Source organism: Exiguobacterium sp. OS-77, from assembly GCF_000414195.2.
GTDB lineage: Bacteria > Bacillota > Bacilli > Exiguobacteriales > Exiguobacteriaceae > Exiguobacterium_A > Exiguobacterium_A indicum.
This window is the reverse complement of record NZ_DF239008.1, coordinates 684,531-703,261: the sequence shown is the minus strand read 5'-3', so window position 1 is coordinate 703,261 and position 18,731 is coordinate 684,531. Positions and strand designations below refer to the sequence as shown.

The window sequence follows — 18,731 nt, the reverse complement described above, 5'->3', positions numbered from 1 at the left end:
CTTTTCGCCCTCCAGACAACAGTTCCGTGTGTATTTTTCGCTTCTTTCTCAGTATATCATAAAAAAAGAGCCAGCCTCACTGAAGGTACCTTCAATGAAACTGGTTCGTTATTACGCGTGTGAGGATTCTTGTAATTCTTCAAGTAACGCTTCGATGAAGTGTTGCGCGTTTTGCGCGGCAATCGAACCATCGTTTGTCGCTGTAACGACTTGACGCAATGTCTTTTCACGAACGTCACCAGCAGCAAAGATGCCTTTGATGTTTGTTTCCATCGCTTCGTTTGTTACGACGTAGCCTTGGTCGTTCAAGATACCGAGGTCCTGGACATAACCAGTGATCGGGTTCATCCCGATGTAGATGAAGACACCATCGATCGGATGCGTCGTCACATCAGCTGTTTTTGTATTGATCAGCTCGATACCGCCGACTTTCCCGTCTTGTTCGTTGATCTGTTTAACCGTATGGTTCCAGATAAAGTCGATTTTTGGGTTGTCGAACGCACGTTTTTGAAGAATCTTTTGAGCGCGGAGCTCATCACGACGGTGAACGATCGTGACTTTTTTCGCGAAGCGTGTCAAGTAGACGCCTTCTTCCACCGCAGAGTCGCCTCCACCGATGACGAAGAGTTCTTTTTCTTTAAAGAACGCGCCATCACAGACAGCACAGTACGAGACACCGCGACCGCCGAGCTCTTCTTCACCCGGTACGCCGATTTTCTTATATTGTGCACCAGACGCGATGATGATCGCCCGTGCGTAGTAATCTTTGTTGTGTGCGTGAATCGTTTTGTATGCTTTACCGTCTTCGATGCTTCGAACGTCTCCGTACGCATATTCTGCGCCGAATGCTTTCGAGTGGTCGAACATTTTTTGCGAGAGATCGGGTCCGAGGATGCTATCGTATCCTGGGTAGTTCTCGATATCTTCTGTGTTCGCCATTTGACCGCCCGGAATCCCGCGTTCGATCATCAATGTCGAAAGGTTCGCACGTGATGCATAAAGTGCGGCTGTCATCCCAGCAGGTCCTGCCCCGATGATGATGACGTCATAAATTTTTTGTTCTGTTTCCGCCATGATTCCACCCCATTTTTTAAATTCATTGTAGTTTGAGTATAGGTGAGAATCGCCTAAACGTCTAACACTTTGCTTGTAGCGGTGCCAGCATCCGTTCGTGTGTCCGGATCATCGACGCGACGTGATCGAACGAACAATCGACGAGTGATGCACATTCCTCGATCAACATCCCGTCCCGTAAATCATGGAACAGATAAAGCAGTGATGCAGCAGATGCTTCAATCGAATCGAACGATTCCCCACTTAAGACGAGCTGTGCGAAGCGTTCATAAAAATCCCCTTCGAGACTCATCCGTTCTTCGTCTGAAACGAACCGTTCCGCAAGACGGATCGTCTGCAATGCCCGGTGAATGCGTTCATCCACGACATCAGTCCGTCCTTCCATCTCGATGACAATCTGTTCCGTCAATAACAGGACGTCTTCCTGATCTGTCACTTCTGGCATCATCGACAATGCAAGCCGTGCTTCAGCATCGTTCAGTTTGCCAAGGAGAAGTGCCGTAAAGATCCGCGAGACATCATCTTCCGTCTTCAGCGCTTGGATGAGTGCCGAGCGAAACTGCAGGTTGTGCCGAATGTCATACGTATCCGTCTCTTCCTTTAACGCTTGTGCTTCGTCCGACTTCAAGAAAGCGGCTGCTTCTTCGACGTGTCCTGTCTTATAGGCAGAGATTGATAACCAGTGACCAAAGAGTGGGTCTCCCCGGTATCCGCGACGCTCGAGCAACTTCAACTCTTCATAGGCGATATCGTATCGTCCGATGATTGCTAAAGTCGATGCGACCTTATAACGTGTCTCAAGGTGCACGGAACGCACGTGTTCGAGCTGACGGGAGAGACGATGCGCCTCTTCGTCCTGACCCATCTCGTGTAGCAAGACGAGCGTATTACAAAGGGCATGCAAATTCCCCGGATTCCCTTCAAGGACCCGTTCAAGGGAAGCGAATGCCTGATCGTTCTCTCCTAAATAGAACTCGACGATCGCGAGGTTGTTGTAGGCAGGCCAGAACGTCGGGTACTGGGCAATCAGTCCCGTCAGCGTCTCCTGTGCCGCGAACAGCATTCCTTTATCGATCTGGCGTTGTGCCTGACCGTGCAGACGAATCAATTCATCCTCTTCGTCGTCTTCCATCTCTTGTTCGAGATCAATTAGTTCCACGAGTGCGGCCGATGCCTCCGCGTGTTTGCCGTTTGGTGCTTGCTCTAAATATTCCATCGCATGCTGTCGCGCTTCTTCATAAAGTGAGACGTGTGCGTAGTTATTCGCTAGATAAAAGAGTGCTTCCGTATTTGATGCGTCGAGTGCGCGTACTTGTTTCAAGACATCATTCGCATGATTGATTTCTCCTGTCTCGAATAAGACACGGGCATAACGGAGCAAATAACGGATGTCCGCTGGCTGAAGTGTCGTCGCCTCATCTAAATGATAGACGGCTTCGTCCAGTCGCCCTTCCCGGTGCGCCTTCCGTCCGCGGAAATAAAAAAGTTCCGCTTGGCGCGCTGTTATCGCAAAGGGGTCTGCTTTGTATTTGGTTAATTCCATCATGATTCAAGCCCCCATAAATAGTAAACTGGTTTCGTAGTTGCAGACACAAGAATACCCTATCTCTAGGAGGCATGCAACAGAAAAAAACGCCGGAGTTCATCCCCAGCGTTTCGCATAAATCGATTCCAGTTCTTTGTAATTCTCTAAGCATTTTCGTACAAAAGCATCCGTCTCTGGATTCAGTCCTTCAAGACGTGCCACGTCCTTGTCATATGCCTGCCGTAAGCTCGTCGCATAATCGGGAATCTCTCCGTCATACGCATAAACGACTGCGGGTGAAACCGTGATCTTTTCGTGCTTATGCAAGGCGGTCCGGATATGGAAGAGTGGAACATCGACTTGGTTCGGTTGGTGAAGATCCCCTTGAACGGGATGCTTCTCAACAGCCAACACCTCAACGACGAGACCTTGTGGACGTTCGGCGAATAATCTTCCGAAATACTTTCCTGTCTTATACGTAAAGCGGATGTGCGTCATCTTTTTTCCTTCTTCCTTCTCACAGTTTTGTCACATTTCATGCCGGCGAAGCGGCTGACTCGAGACCCGTTCATTCGGTGCAATGTCCCGGTGAACGACTGATCCGGCACCAACGACGGCACCATCTCCAATCGTTACGCCCGGTAGGATCGTCACGTTCGCACCGATCAAAACATTGCTTCCGATGACGACGTCACCTAAACGATACTCCGTCGTCAAATATTCATGACAGAGAATCGTCGTATTGAAGCCGATGATCGTATTATCACCAATCGTGATCCGCTCCGGGAACATCGTGTCCGGCATCACCATCAAGGCAAGTGCCGTCTTCTCCCCGATCTTCATCCGAAGACATGTCCGGTAGAGTGCGTTCTTAAAACGTAGCGACGGAGCAAACCGACCGATCGTGATGATCGTAAAGCACCACATCACTTTAAAGAACGACACCGTCCGGTACATGTGCCAGAGTGGATTCGTCGTTCCGACCTGAAACCGATCAGTTCGCCGCGCCATTTTGTTCCTCCAGCCAAGCAGCAAGATGATCCATCGAATCAATGATGACATCCGGCTCGAGTGCCTCTAAGTACGCGCGTCCTTTGATCGCCCAACCGACCGCGACCGTCTTCAGTCCCGCGTTCTTACCACCGAGAATGTCCGTATCGTTGTCACCGACCATGATCGTTTCGTCTGCTGTTGCTCCAAGCAACTGCATCGCTTTTTCGAACGGCTCGACAGCTGGTTTTTCTTCCGTTACGTCGTCGGCTGCGATGACAGCGTCAAAGAGTGACGTCAATCCAAACAACTCGATGCCGCGGAGAGCGACACGACGACTTTTCGACGTGACGACCGCCATCTTGTATCCTGCTTCATGCAGTCGACGTAATCCGTCGAGCACACCCGGATACTCGAGCACGAGCGCATCATGCATCGCGATGTTGTAGCTACGGTAAAAAGCGACCATCTCTTTCCACTGTTCCGCATTCATTGCCGAGAACGACTTCTCAAGCGTCGGACCGATGAACGGAAGCAGTTCCGCTTCCGTAAACGTCCGGTCCGGATAATAGTAACTGAGCGTATGCTCGAAGCTTTTTAAGATCAATGGATTCGTATCGATCAACGTTCCATCTAAATCAAACAGTAGCGTGCGAATCATCGATTACTTCGCCTCCTTTTTCGAACCGTCCAAGTAACGAACGGCGTTACGGCGAACAACCATCATGATCACACCGAAGATGATCAGACAGATTGAGACGATTTGCGCTGTCCGGAGTCCATCCCCCATCATCAGACTGTCCGTCCGGAGTCCTTCAATATAAAAGCGTCCGATTGAATACCACACAAGATAACCCAGGAAGACATACCCACGACGTGGATTGAACTTCATCCGCCAGACGATCAACAGAATGACACCGATGATGTTCCAGATGCTTTCATAGAGAAACGTCGGTAGGTAGTACGTCCCGTCGATGTACATCTGGTTAACGATCCAGTTCGGTAAGTGCAGCGTATCTTGTAAGTACGACCATGTCGTTTCGCCACCGTGTGCTTCTTGGTTGAAGAAGTTACCCCAGCGTCCGACGGCTTGTCCGAACAAGAGGGATGGTGCCAAGATATCAGCGATTTGCCAGAACGAGATCTTTTTCTTACGCGTATAGATAATGACCGTCAAAATCGCACCGATGATCGCACCGTGAATCGCGATCCCACCTTGGCGGATATTGATGATTTGGTCAAGATGTTGACTATAGTAGTTCCACTCGAACGCGACGTAGTAAATCCGGGCACAGATGATACTGATCGGAATCGACCAGATGACGACATCGACCGCATACTCTTCGTTGAAGCCGATTCGCTTCGACTCGAAGATTGCGATCAGGAGACCGACGACCGCACCGAGTGCGATGACGATGCCGTACCAGTAAATCGGTACAGGACCGAGTTCAATCGCCACGCGGTCAAACGTTGGTTGTACAGAGGCTAAAGTTCCCATCAAAGACCACCATTCCCATCTTCAATTGCTTGCGCGAGACGTCCCGCGAATTCTTCTGCTGTGTTGATGCCCATGTTCTTCAGACGATAGTTCATCGCTGCGACTTCGATGATGACAGCAAGGTTTCGTCCGGGACGAACCGGAATCGTCAGGAACGGAATTTCCGTATCGATGATTTGGAGTGTCTCTTGGTCCAGACCGACGCGGTCATAGACTTTCGATTGATCCCAAATCTCGAGGTTACAGACGAGGCTGATCTTCTTATGCGAGCGAACCGCACCTGCACCGAACAACGTCATCACATCGATGATCCCGATTCCACGAATCTCAAGCAGATGTTGAATCAACTTCGGTGCTGTCCCAACGAGAATCCCGTCACCAGTTTGACGAATCTCAACTGAGTCATCTGCCACTAGGCGGTGACCTCGCTTAACGAGTTCGAGTGCCGTTTCCGATTTACCGACACCACTTGCCCCTTTGATGAAGACACCGACACCATAGATATCGACGAGGACACCATGCATCGCTGTCGTTGGTGCAAGTTCCGCTTCGAGGAAGTTCGTGATCTGTGACTCGACCGATGTCGTATGCCCTTTTGTCGTCAACAGTGGCACGTTCGTCTCGTCCGCGGCTTGGATGATCGCTTCCGGTACTTCGAATCCACGTGTGATCAAGATACCAGGTGTTTCATCCGTACAGAGGACATTCGCTCGTTCGCGTTGTTCCTCGTACGTTAAATTATTGAAGAACGTCAATTCTGTTTTTCCGAGAATCTGGAGACGTTCTGCCGGGTAATAGGCATAATAACCGGCAAGCACAAGGCCAGGTCGGCACAAATCAGCCGTCAGAATCGGACGATGCAAGCCCTCTTCTCCCGTGACGATGTGGAGATTGAATTGTTTTACGATTTCAGCTGTTCGCACTTTTGGTTGCACGCTTCGTCAGCCCCTTTCACTTGAAGTATTGTACCATATTTTTATTCGATTCATGGAATTGGATTAGAAGCATGATTTCTTGGGAATGGAATAAAGAGTTAATATTTTGAAGGAGGTTTTGCCGTGATGTCAGGCGGTGGTATCGGATTAATTTTAGTCATTATCTTATTTGCGGTTCTAGCGATTGCTGGTTTCGTCTACCTCATCATCTCACTGATTGATATGTGGAAAGCGTATTCGCGTAATCAAGATCAAACAGCTCTTTTATTCTTCATCATCTCGATCATCGGAATCTTCATCAGTGGTTCATTTATTTCCTACGTCCTCGCGATCATCTTCTATTGGAATCGCGCACGCGGAAAGAGTTGGCTCGGAATCGGTCTGATTCTCGTTTCAATCGTTCTTGCAATCATCGGTGTCATTGCCTTACTCTCGTTCGGTTACGATATGAATAATATCGAGAACATGAACTTCGACGAGCCGATGATGGATCAGGATTACGATTATTGATGTAGGCTACACCCATCCTTTTCAGTAAGGATGGGTGTTTTTGTATATGCAGCTGACGTCTGCCCGTTTGCGTGACTCCTACAGGAAAAAGCGCGGACATCCGCGCTGTCAGAGACAAACGAGACCCGGCTACTCGTGTAGCCGCGGCTTGTGTCTCGCCTGAGGAAAGCATGCAAAGCGGATACGACGTCATAAGAAAAGCGCAACCTCTTTTTCAAGAAGTTGCGCTGGTATGCTTATAACGCTTGTGGACTGAGGTGAACACCATGCGTGACCGAAATCGTACCTGTCTTCGTATCCGCTTCAACCTCGATTTTTGGTGAGCGACCGCGACCTGATACGAAATGGAGCTTCCGGTTGACGATCTCTTTTTGATCCCGGATTAATTCCATGTCATCGAGGTTGCAGTTGAGACCACCGAAGTTTGTCTCAAGTTCCCCGTACACTTCTGCGCCATGCGGCAACATCAAGGCGATGCTTCCGGCAAGCGACGACGCTTTGACCTTCGCGTTTTGCACGGTCTTCAGCTCGCAGCGGACGTTTCCGTTCGCCGTTTTTAGTTCTGAACGTTCGAAGACACCTGTCGTGATGATTTGTCCATTGGCTGTCTTCGCCTTCAAGACTTTCAACTCCGACTCTTCGATTTCGATCGAACCGTTCGCTGTCGATACTTTGACATCCTCACTGAACAGATCACGGACGTTGACTCGACCGTTTGCTGTCATCAGTTGAGCAGATGTCGTATCGAGCGACGTCAACGAAATTTCCCCGTTCAACGTCTGTAAGACGAATGATTCGTAATGACGGCGCGGAACTTTCAGATGGACCGTCGCACGGACACTCTTATCCTTCAAGCGGATCGAGAGCGTGTTTGCTGAGACCGCATGTTGAACGGCTGCCTGAAGTTGCTCAAGCGCTTGTTCTTCTGTCACCTGTTGGCGACGAAGCGGACGTCCCGTCACCGTCAACTCACATTCTTCAAGATCACTTGGTTCAACGACCAAGTTCGCATTGAACAGATCGACATGAACCGTCTCACCGCTGAATGGGAATTGTTTGACGTAGGTGACGTTCGGACCGGACGCTTGATTAAGCGAAAGATCACTATCCTTGATCCGACTGACGAGATTATCGAACGCTGACATGACTTTCGTCGTCAGCGAATCGACGGAATACTGGTCGACCCGATCATATTGTTCTGGTTCATCGACGTACTTATGTTCACTGGCAGAAGTTGCACGTTCGTCGATCGCTTCGAGCCGCTCGAGTTTATCGAGTGCCTCATCAATCGTTAACTTTCCTTCTTTGACTTGCTCCAATATCAATTGACGCATATCTTGCTTCATGAACCGTTCCCTCCTATTCTTGAACCTCAAACGTGTGTTACATGATACTTTCGTTTAAGTTCCCTTAGTTCCTCCCTACGAATCCTCATCCACAAAAGTTTCACGATTCAATTCGTGCCGCATCGCGTTCAAGGACAGGTGCGAGGTATCGTCCCGTGTAGGATGCTTCAACTTCAGCGATATGTTCTGGTGTACCGGCAGCAACGATTGTTCCGCCACCGTCGCCACCTTCAGGTCCAAGATCAATCAAGTAGTCGGCCGTCTTGATGACGTCCAAGTTGTGTTCGATGACGAGTACCGTATCGCCATTGTCGACAAGACGTTGCAACACTTTCAGGAGACGCGCGATATCGTGGACGTGGAGTCCTGTCGTTGGCTCATCGAGAATATAGATTGTCTTCCCAGTCGAGCGCTTATGCAACTCGGACGCGAGTTTAACACGTTGCGCTTCCCCACCGGACAGTTCCGTCGCGGGTTGACCGAGACGCATGTACGTCAGACCGACGTCAGCGATCGTCTGCAATTTCCGCGTGATCTTCGGAATATTTTCGAAGAAGGCGAGTGCATCTTCGACCGTCATCTCAAGCACGTCGGCAATCGTTTTGCCTTTATATTTCACTTCAAGTGTTTCGCGGTTGTAGCGTTTACCGTGACAGACTTCACACGGAACATAGACGTCCGGTAAGAAGTGCATCTCGATTTTGATGATCCCGTCACCGCGACACGCTTCACAGCGTCCACCTTTGATGTTGAAACTGAAGCGTCCTTTTTTGTAACCACGGAGTTTCGCTTCGTTCGTCGAAGCAAAGACGTCCCGAATGTCATCGAAGACACCGGTATACGTTGCTGGGTTCGAGCGTGGTGTCCGACCGATTGGTGACTGGTCGATGTCGATGACCTTATCGATTTGATCCAGACCGGTGATCCCTTTATGAGCACCCGGTTTTTCTTTCGCCCGGTTCATCTCGTGCGCAATCGTCTTATAAAGAATTTCATTGATCAACGTCGATTTCCCGGATCCCGAGACACCGGTGACGGCGACGAACAGACCCAGCGGAATGTCGACATCGACGTTCTTCAGGTTGTTTTCCGATGCTTTGTGGATATGAAGCATCCGACCATCTGGCTCTTTGCGTGTTGACGGAACAGGAATGAACTTCTTCCCGGACAAGTATTGACCAGTCAACGAGTTCGCATCCTGCATCAACTCTTCTGGTTTCCCGGCTGCCGTGACGAATCCACCGTGATCGCCGGCACCAGGTCCGATATCGATCAAGTAGTCGGCTGCCATCATCGTGTCTTCATCGTGTTCGACGACGATCAACGTGTTGCCAAGATCACGCATCGCCTTCAGCGTATTGATCAGACGATCATTATCACGTTGGTGTAAACCGATCGATGGTTCATCGAGAACGTAGAGGACGCCCGTTAGACGCGAACCGATTTGTGTCGCGAGACGAATCCGTTGCGCTTCCCCACCGGACAACGTACCGGCTGCGCGTGAGATCGTCAGGTAATCGAGACCGACGTTCTCAAGGAACGACGCCCGTTCGTGAATCTCACGAACAATCATCCGCGAAATCGTCTGATCCTTCTCACTTAATTTCTCCGGTAGTTCGTCGAAGAACATGACCGCTTGTTTAACAGACATCTTCGTCACTTCACCGATATGGTGGTCGGATACTTTGACGGCGAGCGATTCCCGTTTCAAGCGATGTCCTTTACACGTCGGACACGCCTTCTTCGCCATGTAGCCTTCCATCTGTTCCCGGATATAATCAGACGACGTCTCCTTGAAGCGACGTTGTAAGTTATTGAGGACCCCTTCGAAGTAGAGGTTCGTATTTCGGACCATCCCGAAGTCATTCTCATAACGGAAGTGAATCTCTTCCTTCGTGTTTCCGTTCAAGATCGTTTCACGGTGTTCTTCTGACAACTGTTCGAACGGTGTATCCATATCGATCTTAAAGTGGTCACAGACCGCTTTGAGCAATTGTGGATAATACTGCGAGCTTGTCGGTTCCCACGCTACGATTGCCCCTTCGTTCAATGACTTATCGGGATGCGGCACGACGAGATCAACATCGACCTCAAGCTTCGTTCCGAGACCGTCACATGACGTACAAGCACCAAACGGTGAGTTGAACGAGAACATCCGTGGTTCGAGTTCGCCGATCGAAAAGCCACAGATCGGACAAGCATGATGTTCACTGAACAACAATTCGTTGCCATCCATCGTATCGACGATGACCCGACCGTCCGCGAGGCGAAGTGCAGTCTCCAGTGAATCCGCAAGACGGGCTTCGACATCTGGTCGCACGACGACACGGTCGACGACGACTTCGATCGAGTGTTTCTTGTTTTTCTCAAGCGTGATCTCTTCGGCGAGATCCATCGTCTCTCCGTTGACACGAACGCGGACGAAGCCTTCCTTCTTCAAATCGTCGAGCACCTTGACGTGAGTTCCTTTTCGTCCGGAAACGATTGGCGCGAGAATTTGCAGACGCGTCCGCTCCGGTAACTCCATCACTTGGTCGACCATCTGACTGATCGTCTGGCTCGAAATCTCGATTCCGTGATTTGGACAAATCGGTTTACCAATTCGTGCGTACAAGAGACGCAGATAATCATAGATTTCTGTGACCGTTCCGACCGTCGACCGTGGGTTTTTACTCGTCGTCTTCTGGTCGATTGAAATTGCTGGACTCAGTCCTTCGATCGTGTCGACATCCGGTTTATCCATCTGTCCGAGGAACTGACGGGCATAGGCTGATAAACTTTCGACATAACGTCGTTGTCCTTCCGCGTAAATCGTGTCGAAGGCAAGCGACGATTTCCCTGACCCGGACAAGCCCGTCAAGACGACGAGCTGATCGCGGGGAATTTCGACATCGATGTTTTGTAGATTATTGACGCGAGCGCCTTTGATGATAATCTGATTCTTCTTTTCTCCCAACTTAGGCACCTGCTTTCAATTCTAATATGAGGTCGCGGAGCTCAGCAGCTCGTTCGAACTGCATGTCTTTCGCCGCTTGACGCATCTCTTGGTCAAGCTGTTCAAGCAACGTTTCGCGCTCCGGTTTTTTGAGTTTGTTGAACTTCTCGAGTTTTTCGACGGTATCGTCGCTCTCGATCGTCGTACTGATGACACCACGGACGTCTTTTTTGATCGTCTGCGGCGTAATGCCATGTTCTTCGTTGAACGCCATCTGGATCGCGCGACGGCGTTCCGTCTCATCGATTGCGCGTTGCATCGAATCGGTGACTTTATCAGCAAACAAGATGACGTGTCCTTCCGCGTTCCGCGCCGCCCGACCAATCGTTTGAATCAGCGAACGGTCCGAACGCAAGAAGCCTTCCTTATCGGCATCGAGAATCGTCACGAGTGAGACTTCCGGAATATCGAGTCCTTCTCGTAATAAGTTGATCCCGACGAGGACATCGTATTTCCCAAGCCGCAAGTCACGTATGATTTCAATCCGTTCCAGCGTCTTGATCTCCGAGTGCATGTAGTTGACCTTGACACCATTCTCTTTCAAGTAGTCGGTCAAGTCTTCTGCCATCTTCTTCGTCAGTGTCGTCACGAGAACACGTTCGTTCTTCGCGACCCGGTCACGGATGTTATCCATCAAGTAATCGATTTGTCCCGTAATCGGATGAATCTCAATCGTTGGATCAACGAGACCGGTCGGACGGATGATTTGCTCGACCATCTCTTTTGAATGTTCGAGTTCATACGGTCCTGGTGTCGCTGAGATATAGATCGCCTGACTGACTTTTTCCTCGAACTCCTCGAACCGTAACGGACGGTTGTCTTTTGCCGACGGAAGACGGAAACCGTGATCGACGAGGACTTGTTTCCGTGCCTGGTCCCCGTTATACATCCCGCGAATTTGCGGCAATGTGACGTGTGACTCATCGGCAACGAGTAAGAAGTCCTTCGGGAAGTAATCGAGCAATGTATACGGTGTTGCCCCTTCCGGCATCAAGTTCAAATGGCGCGAGTAGTTCTCGATTCCGGAACAATAGCCCATCTCACGCATCATCTCAAGGTCGTAGTTCGTCCGTTGTTCGAGCCGTTGCGCTTCGAGCAACTGATTGTCTTCGCGTAGCTTCGCAAGCTGGACCTCTAGTTCCTTCTCGATGTTCGCGATCGCCTTCTGCAGACGGGTATCCCCCGTCACGAAGTGGGACGCCGGGAAGATCGAGATGTGCTCGCGGTCCGCGACGATCTCACCTGTCAGCGGATCCATATCACGGATCCGTTCGATCTCGTCACCGAAGAACTCGACCCGGACACACTGTTCGTCGCGGGACGCCGGGAAGATTTCGACGACGTCTCCGCGGACGCGGAACCGTCCGCGCTGGAAGTCGATGTCATTACGCTCATACTGGATGTCGATTAGACGACGGAGCATCTCGTTTCGCCCCATCTCATTGCCGACACGCAGTGACAAGACGTGGTTGTTGTACTCTTCCGGGTTACCGAGACCATAGATACACGAGACAGATGCAACGATCAAGACGTCCTCCCGTTCGAACAGGGCGGACGTCGCCGAGTGACGTAGTTTATCAATCTCGTCGTTGATCGAAGAGTCTTTCTCAATGAACGTATCCGTCGATGGGACATACGCTTCCGGTTGGTAATAATCATAAAAACTAACAAAGTATTCGACCGCATTGTTCGGGAAGAATTCCTTAAACTCCGAGTAGAGTTGTCCCGCTAGTGTTTTGTTGTGGGCAAGGACGAGCGTCGGTTTCTTGATTTCCTTGATGACGTTCGAGACCGTGAACGTCTTCCCGGTACCGGTCGCCCCAAGCAACGTCTGATGTCGTTCGCCTTGTTTTAGCCCAGTCACCAATTTTTCGATTGCCGTCGGCTGATCACCGCCTGGCTCAAATGGTGAAACGAGTTCAAATTCCATCGTTTGCTTCCCCCTCATCACGTAAAAAATCTATTTTTATTGTACCACTTTACGAACAAACATTCGATTATGAAGTACTCCTTTTAGGAAGTTACCCTTTTTTTCGAAAATGCAAAAGTTTCTTTTTGCTTCGAGTGTTGATCCTCGGTTTTTCTGCCGACAAAAAAATCCCCGTCACGGCTGTTCCGTGACAGGGATTTACTCGTTAATGCAAGGACCGCACTTTAGTGCGACCATGGACCGGCTCGTTGACGAACAGGATACCAAGTTCATGATGATCTTGTTCATAGAAGGCACGTTGCGCAAACCGGATGTCGCCGTTATGGTTCATGACTTCAAGACGCAGATACGGTTTGTGTTTTTGGATCGCTTCGTAGAACGATGCTTCCGAATCGACTTTTTCGCCGTTGACCTTGTAGATGGCTTCACCCGGAATCAAGCCCATCTCAGCAGCCGGTTTATCAGGTAGCGTTCCGAGAATGACGGCACCACGCGTTCCATTGAGGAACAATGGTGTCTGTGCCCGGTTCAAGCGTTTGACCCGCTGATGCAATAAGATATGCAGGATGAGCAACAAGACGATTCCGTACAACCATTCAGCTTGTCCGGTGACGTATGCAAGAACCGTCAGTAGAATCGCGACGAGACTCGTGATCAAACGTCCTTGAACGAGCGGACGCATCAATTCTTTCGGCAACTTACCCGTAAAGAGGAAGCTGAAGCCGATTGGTAACCAAAGCACGATCGGAACGAGCTCTGGGAAGCTGTAACGTGGCCACCAGGCTTCAAGCACGTCGCCCGGAACAAAGACGAGCAAAGGCAATAGCCAAAGTTTATTCGCTGACAGCCCACCGATGAAGCGACCACGCTTCGAGACGACGAGTGACGGTGACAGGCGTCGTTGCCCGCGCCACCAGACGAGGAGACATTCCGCGACGAGCGTTAACGTCGCAAGCAATAAAATCATTTTCGGCTCAACCGCTCGAACCGGATCAAGACGTGCATCCATTAGGAACCAACCGGCAAGTCCAAGCAAGACGATCGGCCAAAGCGGTACGTTCAAGCGAACGATACCGACCAACAGCAAGACGCTCGAGAGTCCGAGTAACAACAGAGCGTATTGCGGCGTCAGCGTCAATCCGAGCCAGCCACTGACGACAGACAGGACGAGACCAATTAGTAACCCGGGTAAAAGTGTTTCGAGGACATCGCTTCGTTTACCGTGTGTCCGGGAGCGAAACAGTCCACGTTCCCGTTTAACACGCCGGATGCCGATGACCCAACTGACAAGGAGTGCTAACCACAAGGTCGGACTGGCGATGAGACTAATCGCGGTCCAACCAATTTCATCGAGTAATTCCACGCGCATTCAGACCTCTTTCCATTCCTTATTATTGAGCAGCGACCTCGAGTGCTTTTTTCCGCTGGACGTCATTCTTATCGTCCTCGAGTTTCTTCAGGAGACGCGTCTCCATCTCACCCGCTGTCTGCTGATCGATTTTTCCAGTGACGTCGAGTTTCGCATCCTTTTGCAAGGCTTCGACGGCTTGCTTCATCGTGTCACCGAAATACCCATTTTGTCCTTTTGGCTCGTAACCGATTGCTTCGAGGACGAGGTGAGCATTTTCGACTGATTTTCCATAATCGCCGACTGCGAGTGACTTTTGATCAGTCAGGATCTTCGTGACGTTGAAGTACGCCGGTTGCTTGACTTCAATCGTCGGCTTAACGCCTTTTTTATGAATCCAGTTGCCGTCCGGTGTCAGCCACTTGTTCGTCGTTAACTTCAAATCGCTACCGTCCTTCAAGTCATAGGCACTTTGGACGATACCTTTACCGAACGATTTCGTACCGACGACCTCAGCCCCGGCACCTTCCTTCAGACCTGCTGCCAAAATCTCGGATGCAGACGCTGATCCGCCGTCTTCGAGCACGACGATGTTATACGGTTTCTTCTCGTCTGCCTTCCCGAATTCCTGCTGCCGCTCCCCTTTATTGTTCTCGACTTGATAAATCGGAACGTCCTTCGGAATGAACGGTGCAATCATGCTTGAGACAGCCGTCAAAAGACCACCCGGATTTCCGCGAACGTCGATGACGAGTCCATCGATATTCTGACTCTCGAGTTTCGCGAGCCCCTTCTCGAACTCTTTAGCCGTCGGTTCTGAGAACTGCGTCACTTGCAAGACACCAATCTTCTTCCCGTTGACGTCTTCGGTCGACGTATAGACCGTCTCGATCGGAATCGTATCCCGTTTGATCGTGATGTCCATCGCGTCTTGTCCACTGCGTTGAATCGTCAGGACGACATTCGTTCCTTTTTCACCACGGATTTTCTTGACGGCTTGATCCGTCTTTTGCCCTTTCGTCGACTTGCCGTCGATTTCTAAGATGACGTCACCCGGTTTGATGCCAGCTTTTTCAGCGGGTGATCCTTTGATTGGTGAGACGATGACAATCGACTCGCCTTTTTGTTCAAGCGTCGCACCGATTCCTTCGAACGAAGACGATAGATTCGTATTGAACGATGCTGTTTCCGACTCATCCATATAGACGGAATACGGATCGTCAAGCACTTCCGCCATACCGGATAACGCACCGTCCAGCAGTTCTTTATCCGTTACGTCTTCTAGATAGTTCTGTTCGATCATTTGACGGACCTGATCAATTTTTTTCCAATCACCCGTCGCATTCGCAGACGACGATGACGTCGAGACAGAATCCGTTCCGCCAGCCGCTAACATTCCGACGGCGCCTGCCCCTAAACCAAGCCCGAAGGTACTGACCGCGATGACTGCTGTTGTAGATTTTTTCACGCTTGATTCCCCACTTCCGTTAAAAAACGCATTATTTTTTTCAGTATAGCAAAAAAAGATAGGTTACCCTATCTTTTCAGTATTCTATGGGATGTCAAAAGATGTACGGTGCCGGGTCGACTGCATTCGGTTGACCGGCAGCCCACTCTCCCTTATGCAATTCGAAATGCAGATGCGGTCCTGTCGACCAGCCGGTTGATCCAAGTGTGCCGACGGTTTGACCCGGCATGACCGTTTGACCGGCTTTGACATCGATTGACTCCAGGTGGGCATAAACGGTCGTATAGACCTGATCATCAATTAAATGAGTTACCATGACGACATTGCCGTACCCCGTCGCACTGCCTGCACGCAAAACAATTCCTCCGGCTGCCACATGAATCGGTGTCCCTTTCGCATTGACGAGATCGATTCCCTTATGGATCTCCGGCTTTCCAGTCAACGGATTGTTTCGTGGACCGAACGGTGATGAGACATAGCCTTGCACCGGTAAATGAAATGGGCGATTCGAATCGACGTCTGCTGGTGTATCAGGTGTTTCAGAAGGTACTTCGACTTCAGGGACGGGTGGCTTCGTTTTCTCAGCATCCGCTTCCTGTTGTTTCGCTGCAGCAGCACGCGCAGCTTCTGCTTGCCGTTTGGCTTCCGCTACTCGCTTCGCTTCGGCTTGACGTGCTGCCTCGATTGCCCGTCGCTTTGCTTCTTCTTTTGCTTTTCGTTCTGCTTCTTTCAGTGCAGCCAGTTCATTTTGAATCAACTGTCGCTGATCAGCGAGAATTTCTGCTTCTTCAGCTTTTGAGAACTGCTCTTGTTGCAACGCTTTTACCTTCGTGTTCAACTGGACGACCAGCTTTCGCTTCAACTCCGATTCTGAGATGATTTGCGTCTGAAGGACAAGTAATTTCCGTTGCTCCCGCTTCAGACTTTCGAGCAACAACGCTTGATCGGATCGCTGTTCGTTCAACTGAATGACGTTCGCCTTATATGTTTGCAGGACATCATCATCTTGCTTCATGATCTCACTGACTGTGCTGAAGCGCGAAATCAAATCACCGAAGTCTTTCGCGTCAAGCAAGACCTCGATGTAGGTAACGTCTCCTTTTTGCTGGACGGCACGTAAGCGACTTCCTAGTAAATCTTCTTGTTGATGTAATTCCTTCAACGTTTCGGAAATGGCTTCTTCCGTCAGACGTAATCGTTCCTTAGATGCAACAACAGCCGCTTGTTGATCGGCTATCTTACGCGCTAAATCATCCAAACGGCTGTTGACTTCATCCAGTTGCGCACGGGCTTCCTTGCGCTGCTGTTTCGTCAAGATCAACTTCTCTGATGTCTGATTCTGTGATCGTTCCGTCTCTTTTAGACGGCTTTCGACCTCCTGTTGTTCCTTCAACAAATCTTCTTTCGACGTGGCATGAACGGACACGCTAGTTCCAATCAAAGCTAAGCTCAGGACGACAGAATAGAATCGGACTTTCATGAGAAGCATCTCTCCTCTATTTTATTTTTAAATGAATCGATTAAATCTTCAAGAAACGACCGAGTGACGTTGTCGATCCCCAGACACCGATAAATGCACCGAGACCGAGTAAGATTAAGACGACCTCTAGTGATAATTGTCCTGGCGGAATCAGTGAGAAGATTCCTTCGTTAATCGTTGCCAGTTGAGGTTGAATCACATTATACGAGGCTTCATAACCAAAGTAGACAACGACAATTGGGATGATCGCACCCAATATCCCCATCAACAACCCTTCAACGAAGAACGGTGCACGGATGAATCCGTTTTTCGCTCCTACGAGACGCATGATCTCGATTTCCCGACGACGGGAGAAGATCGTGACTTTGATCGTATTCGAAATGAGGAACATCGCCATGAACGTCAAACCGACGATCAGGATGATTCCACCGATCCGAACTCCTTCAAGGAAGTTAAACATCTTTTTAACATAGTCCTTACCATATTCGACACTATCTATATTTTCCATTTTATTGATGGAATTTGCAAGTGTTTCTGTCTCTTTTGGTGAGGTAGCTTTGACGATGTATCGATCGTGAAGCGGGTTATCTTTTTCAACAGACCGATACGCTTGTGAACCTTCGCCAAGTTGCTCCTTGAAGCGGTCCAGTTCTTCTTCTTTCGAACTATAACGGACAGAGGCGACACCCGGTAATTGCTTCAATGAATCGCCAACTGAATCAATTTTTGCTTGGTCTGCTTCCCGTTCAACAAAGACTTGGATTTCGACATCTTTTTCGACGTTATCAGAAATCTTGTTGACGTTGAACATGAGCATTGCGAATATTCCTACGAGAAGTAGTGTGACGGTAACGGCACTGACTGAAGCGAATGTCATCCAGCCGTTCCGGACGAGACCTTTTGCCCCTTCCCGTAAATGACGGAATCCATTAAACTTCATAGCCGTACATTCCTTTCTCTTCGTCTCGGACGATTTTTCCACCGTCGATCGCTAAGACACGATGACGCATCTTGTTGACGATGTCTCGGTTGTGTGTCGCCATTACGACCGTTGTCCCACGGCGATAGATCTCTTCGAACACTTCCATGATCTCCCATGCAGTATCCGGGTCCAAGTTTCCTGTCGGTTCATCGGCGATGACGAGTGACGGACGGTTGACGATGGCTCTCGCGATCGAGATTCGTTGTTGTTCGCCCCCAGATAATTCATCCGGATAGTTCCGTTCCTTATGCTTGAGCTTGACGAGATCGAGTACCTCGAGCACCTTCTGGCGGATTTGTGACTTGTCTTCTCCTACGACCTCTAATGCGAAGGCGACATTTTCATAAACCGTCAATGACGGGAGTAGTTTGAAATCTTGGAAGATGACGCCGATTTGGCGACGAAGTTCGGGGATTTGACGGTTCTTCAACTTACCGACTTCGATTCCTTTAAATAAAAATGAACCGCTCGTTGGTTTCTCTTCGCGGTACATCATTTTCATGAATGTTGACTTACCCGCACCCGACGGACCGACGATATAGACGAATTCGCCTTGATCAATCGTCAAATCGACCTCACGGAGTGCCGTGACGCCGTTCGGATAAATCTTACTGATTCGTTGCATCTTGATCACGTACTTCACATCCTTA

The 18,731-nt window shown here is 49.8% G+C and carries 16 protein-coding genes; 1 reads left to right on the top strand and 15 read right to left on the bottom strand.

Going from position 1 to position 18,731, the window contains the following annotated elements; genetic code table 11:
• Nucleotides 1–111 precede the first annotated feature (111 nt).
• The 7 genes from trxB to hprK all read right to left on the bottom strand — a co-directional run bounded on the left by trxB (nucleotide 112) and on the right by hprK (nucleotide 6,022).
• Nucleotides 112–1,074, bottom strand: coding sequence for a thioredoxin-disulfide reductase (gene trxB / locus EXG77_RS03330; RefSeq protein WP_023469225.1), 963 nt, complete (start codon nucleotides 1,072–1,074; stop codon nucleotides 112–114).
• Nucleotides 1,075–1,135: 61 nt separating this feature from the next.
• A complete protein-coding gene (locus tag EXG77_RS03325; RefSeq protein WP_035396300.1) occupies nucleotides 1,136–2,620 on the bottom strand; it encodes a tetratricopeptide repeat protein in 1,485 nt (494 codons plus the stop codon).
• Nucleotides 2,621–2,716: 96 nt separating this feature from the next.
• The gene (gene kapB, locus EXG77_RS03320; RefSeq protein WP_023469227.1) at nucleotides 2,717–3,097 is read right to left on the bottom strand and encodes a sporulation phosphorelay system protein KapB; all 381 of its coding nucleotides are present in this window, start codon (nucleotides 3,095–3,097) and stop codon (nucleotides 2,717–2,719) included.
• 30 nt (nucleotides 3,098–3,127) lie between these two features.
• On the bottom strand, nucleotides 3,128–3,610 hold the full coding sequence (locus EXG77_RS03315; protein ID WP_035396297.1) for a DapH/DapD/GlmU-related protein: 483 nt from the start codon (nucleotides 3,608–3,610) through the stop codon (nucleotides 3,128–3,130).
• Nucleotides 3,594–4,250 carry a pyrophosphatase PpaX gene (gene ppaX / locus EXG77_RS03310; protein ID WP_035396294.1) on the bottom strand — a complete coding sequence of 219 codons (657 nt, stop codon included), beginning with the start codon at nucleotides 4,248–4,250 and terminating at the stop codon, nucleotides 3,594–3,596. The genes EXG77_RS03315 and ppaX overlap by 17 nt, the downstream gene beginning before the upstream one ends.
• 3 nt (nucleotides 4,251–4,253) lie before the next feature.
• Nucleotides 4,254–5,087, bottom strand: a complete 834-nt coding sequence (lgt, locus tag EXG77_RS03305) for a prolipoprotein diacylglyceryl transferase (RefSeq protein ID WP_023469230.1) — start codon at nucleotides 5,085–5,087, stop codon at nucleotides 4,254–4,256.
• The gene (hprK, locus tag EXG77_RS03300) at nucleotides 5,087–6,022 is read right to left on the bottom strand and encodes an HPr(Ser) kinase/phosphatase (protein ID WP_035396292.1); all 936 of its coding nucleotides are present in this window, start codon (nucleotides 6,020–6,022) and stop codon (nucleotides 5,087–5,089) included. The genes lgt and hprK overlap by 1 nt, the downstream gene beginning before the upstream one ends.
• A gap of 126 nt (nucleotides 6,023–6,148) precedes the next feature.
• Between hprK and EXG77_RS03295 the strand changes: the two genes are divergently transcribed.
• On the top strand, nucleotides 6,149–6,532 hold the full coding sequence (locus EXG77_RS03295; RefSeq protein WP_023469232.1) for a hypothetical protein: 384 nt from the start codon (nucleotides 6,149–6,151) through the stop codon (nucleotides 6,530–6,532).
• A gap of 236 nt (nucleotides 6,533–6,768) precedes the next feature.
• On the opposite strand, the gene EXG77_RS03290 is transcribed toward EXG77_RS03295, so the two are convergent.
• From EXG77_RS03290 to ftsE, 8 genes are all read right to left on the bottom strand, one after another.
• Nucleotides 6,769–7,878, bottom strand: coding sequence for a DUF4097 family beta strand repeat-containing protein (locus tag EXG77_RS03290; protein ID WP_035396288.1), 1,110 nt, complete (start codon nucleotides 7,876–7,878; stop codon nucleotides 6,769–6,771).
• 100 nt (nucleotides 7,879–7,978) lie between these two features.
• Nucleotides 7,979–10,834, bottom strand: a complete 2,856-nt coding sequence (gene uvrA, locus EXG77_RS03285) for an excinuclease ABC subunit UvrA (RefSeq protein ID WP_035396286.1) — start codon at nucleotides 10,832–10,834, stop codon at nucleotides 7,979–7,981.
• A 1-nt stretch (nucleotide 10,835) separates the two neighbouring features.
• Nucleotides 10,836–12,803: an excinuclease ABC subunit UvrB gene (gene uvrB / locus EXG77_RS03280; RefSeq protein ID WP_035396284.1), complete on the bottom strand. Its 1,968-nt coding sequence runs from the start codon at nucleotides 12,801–12,803 to the stop codon at nucleotides 10,836–10,838.
• Between the two features lie 205 nt (nucleotides 12,804–13,008).
• On the bottom strand, nucleotides 13,009–14,172 hold the full coding sequence (locus EXG77_RS03275) for a PDZ domain-containing protein (RefSeq protein WP_035396282.1): 1,164 nt from the start codon (nucleotides 14,170–14,172) through the stop codon (nucleotides 13,009–13,011).
• 22 nt (nucleotides 14,173–14,194) lie between these two features.
• Nucleotides 14,195–15,619 carry a S41 family peptidase gene (locus EXG77_RS03270; protein ID WP_035396280.1) on the bottom strand — a complete coding sequence of 475 codons (1,425 nt, stop codon included), beginning with the start codon at nucleotides 15,617–15,619 and terminating at the stop codon, nucleotides 14,195–14,197.
• Between the two features lie 94 nt (nucleotides 15,620–15,713).
• Nucleotides 15,714–17,099: a M23 family metallopeptidase gene (locus EXG77_RS03265; protein WP_035396277.1), complete on the bottom strand. Its 1,386-nt coding sequence runs from the start codon at nucleotides 17,097–17,099 to the stop codon at nucleotides 15,714–15,716.
• A gap of 40 nt (nucleotides 17,100–17,139) precedes the next feature.
• Complete coding sequence (gene ftsX, locus EXG77_RS03260; RefSeq protein WP_023469239.1) at nucleotides 17,140–18,039, bottom strand: permease-like cell division protein FtsX; 900 nt, start codon at nucleotides 18,037–18,039, stop codon at nucleotides 17,140–17,142.
• A complete protein-coding gene (ftsE, locus tag EXG77_RS03255; RefSeq protein ID WP_023469240.1) occupies nucleotides 18,029–18,715 on the bottom strand; it encodes a cell division ATP-binding protein FtsE in 687 nt (228 codons plus the stop codon). Before ftsE ends, ftsX begins: the two co-directional genes overlap by 11 nt.
• Between the last annotated feature and the right edge of the window lie 16 nt (nucleotides 18,716–18,731).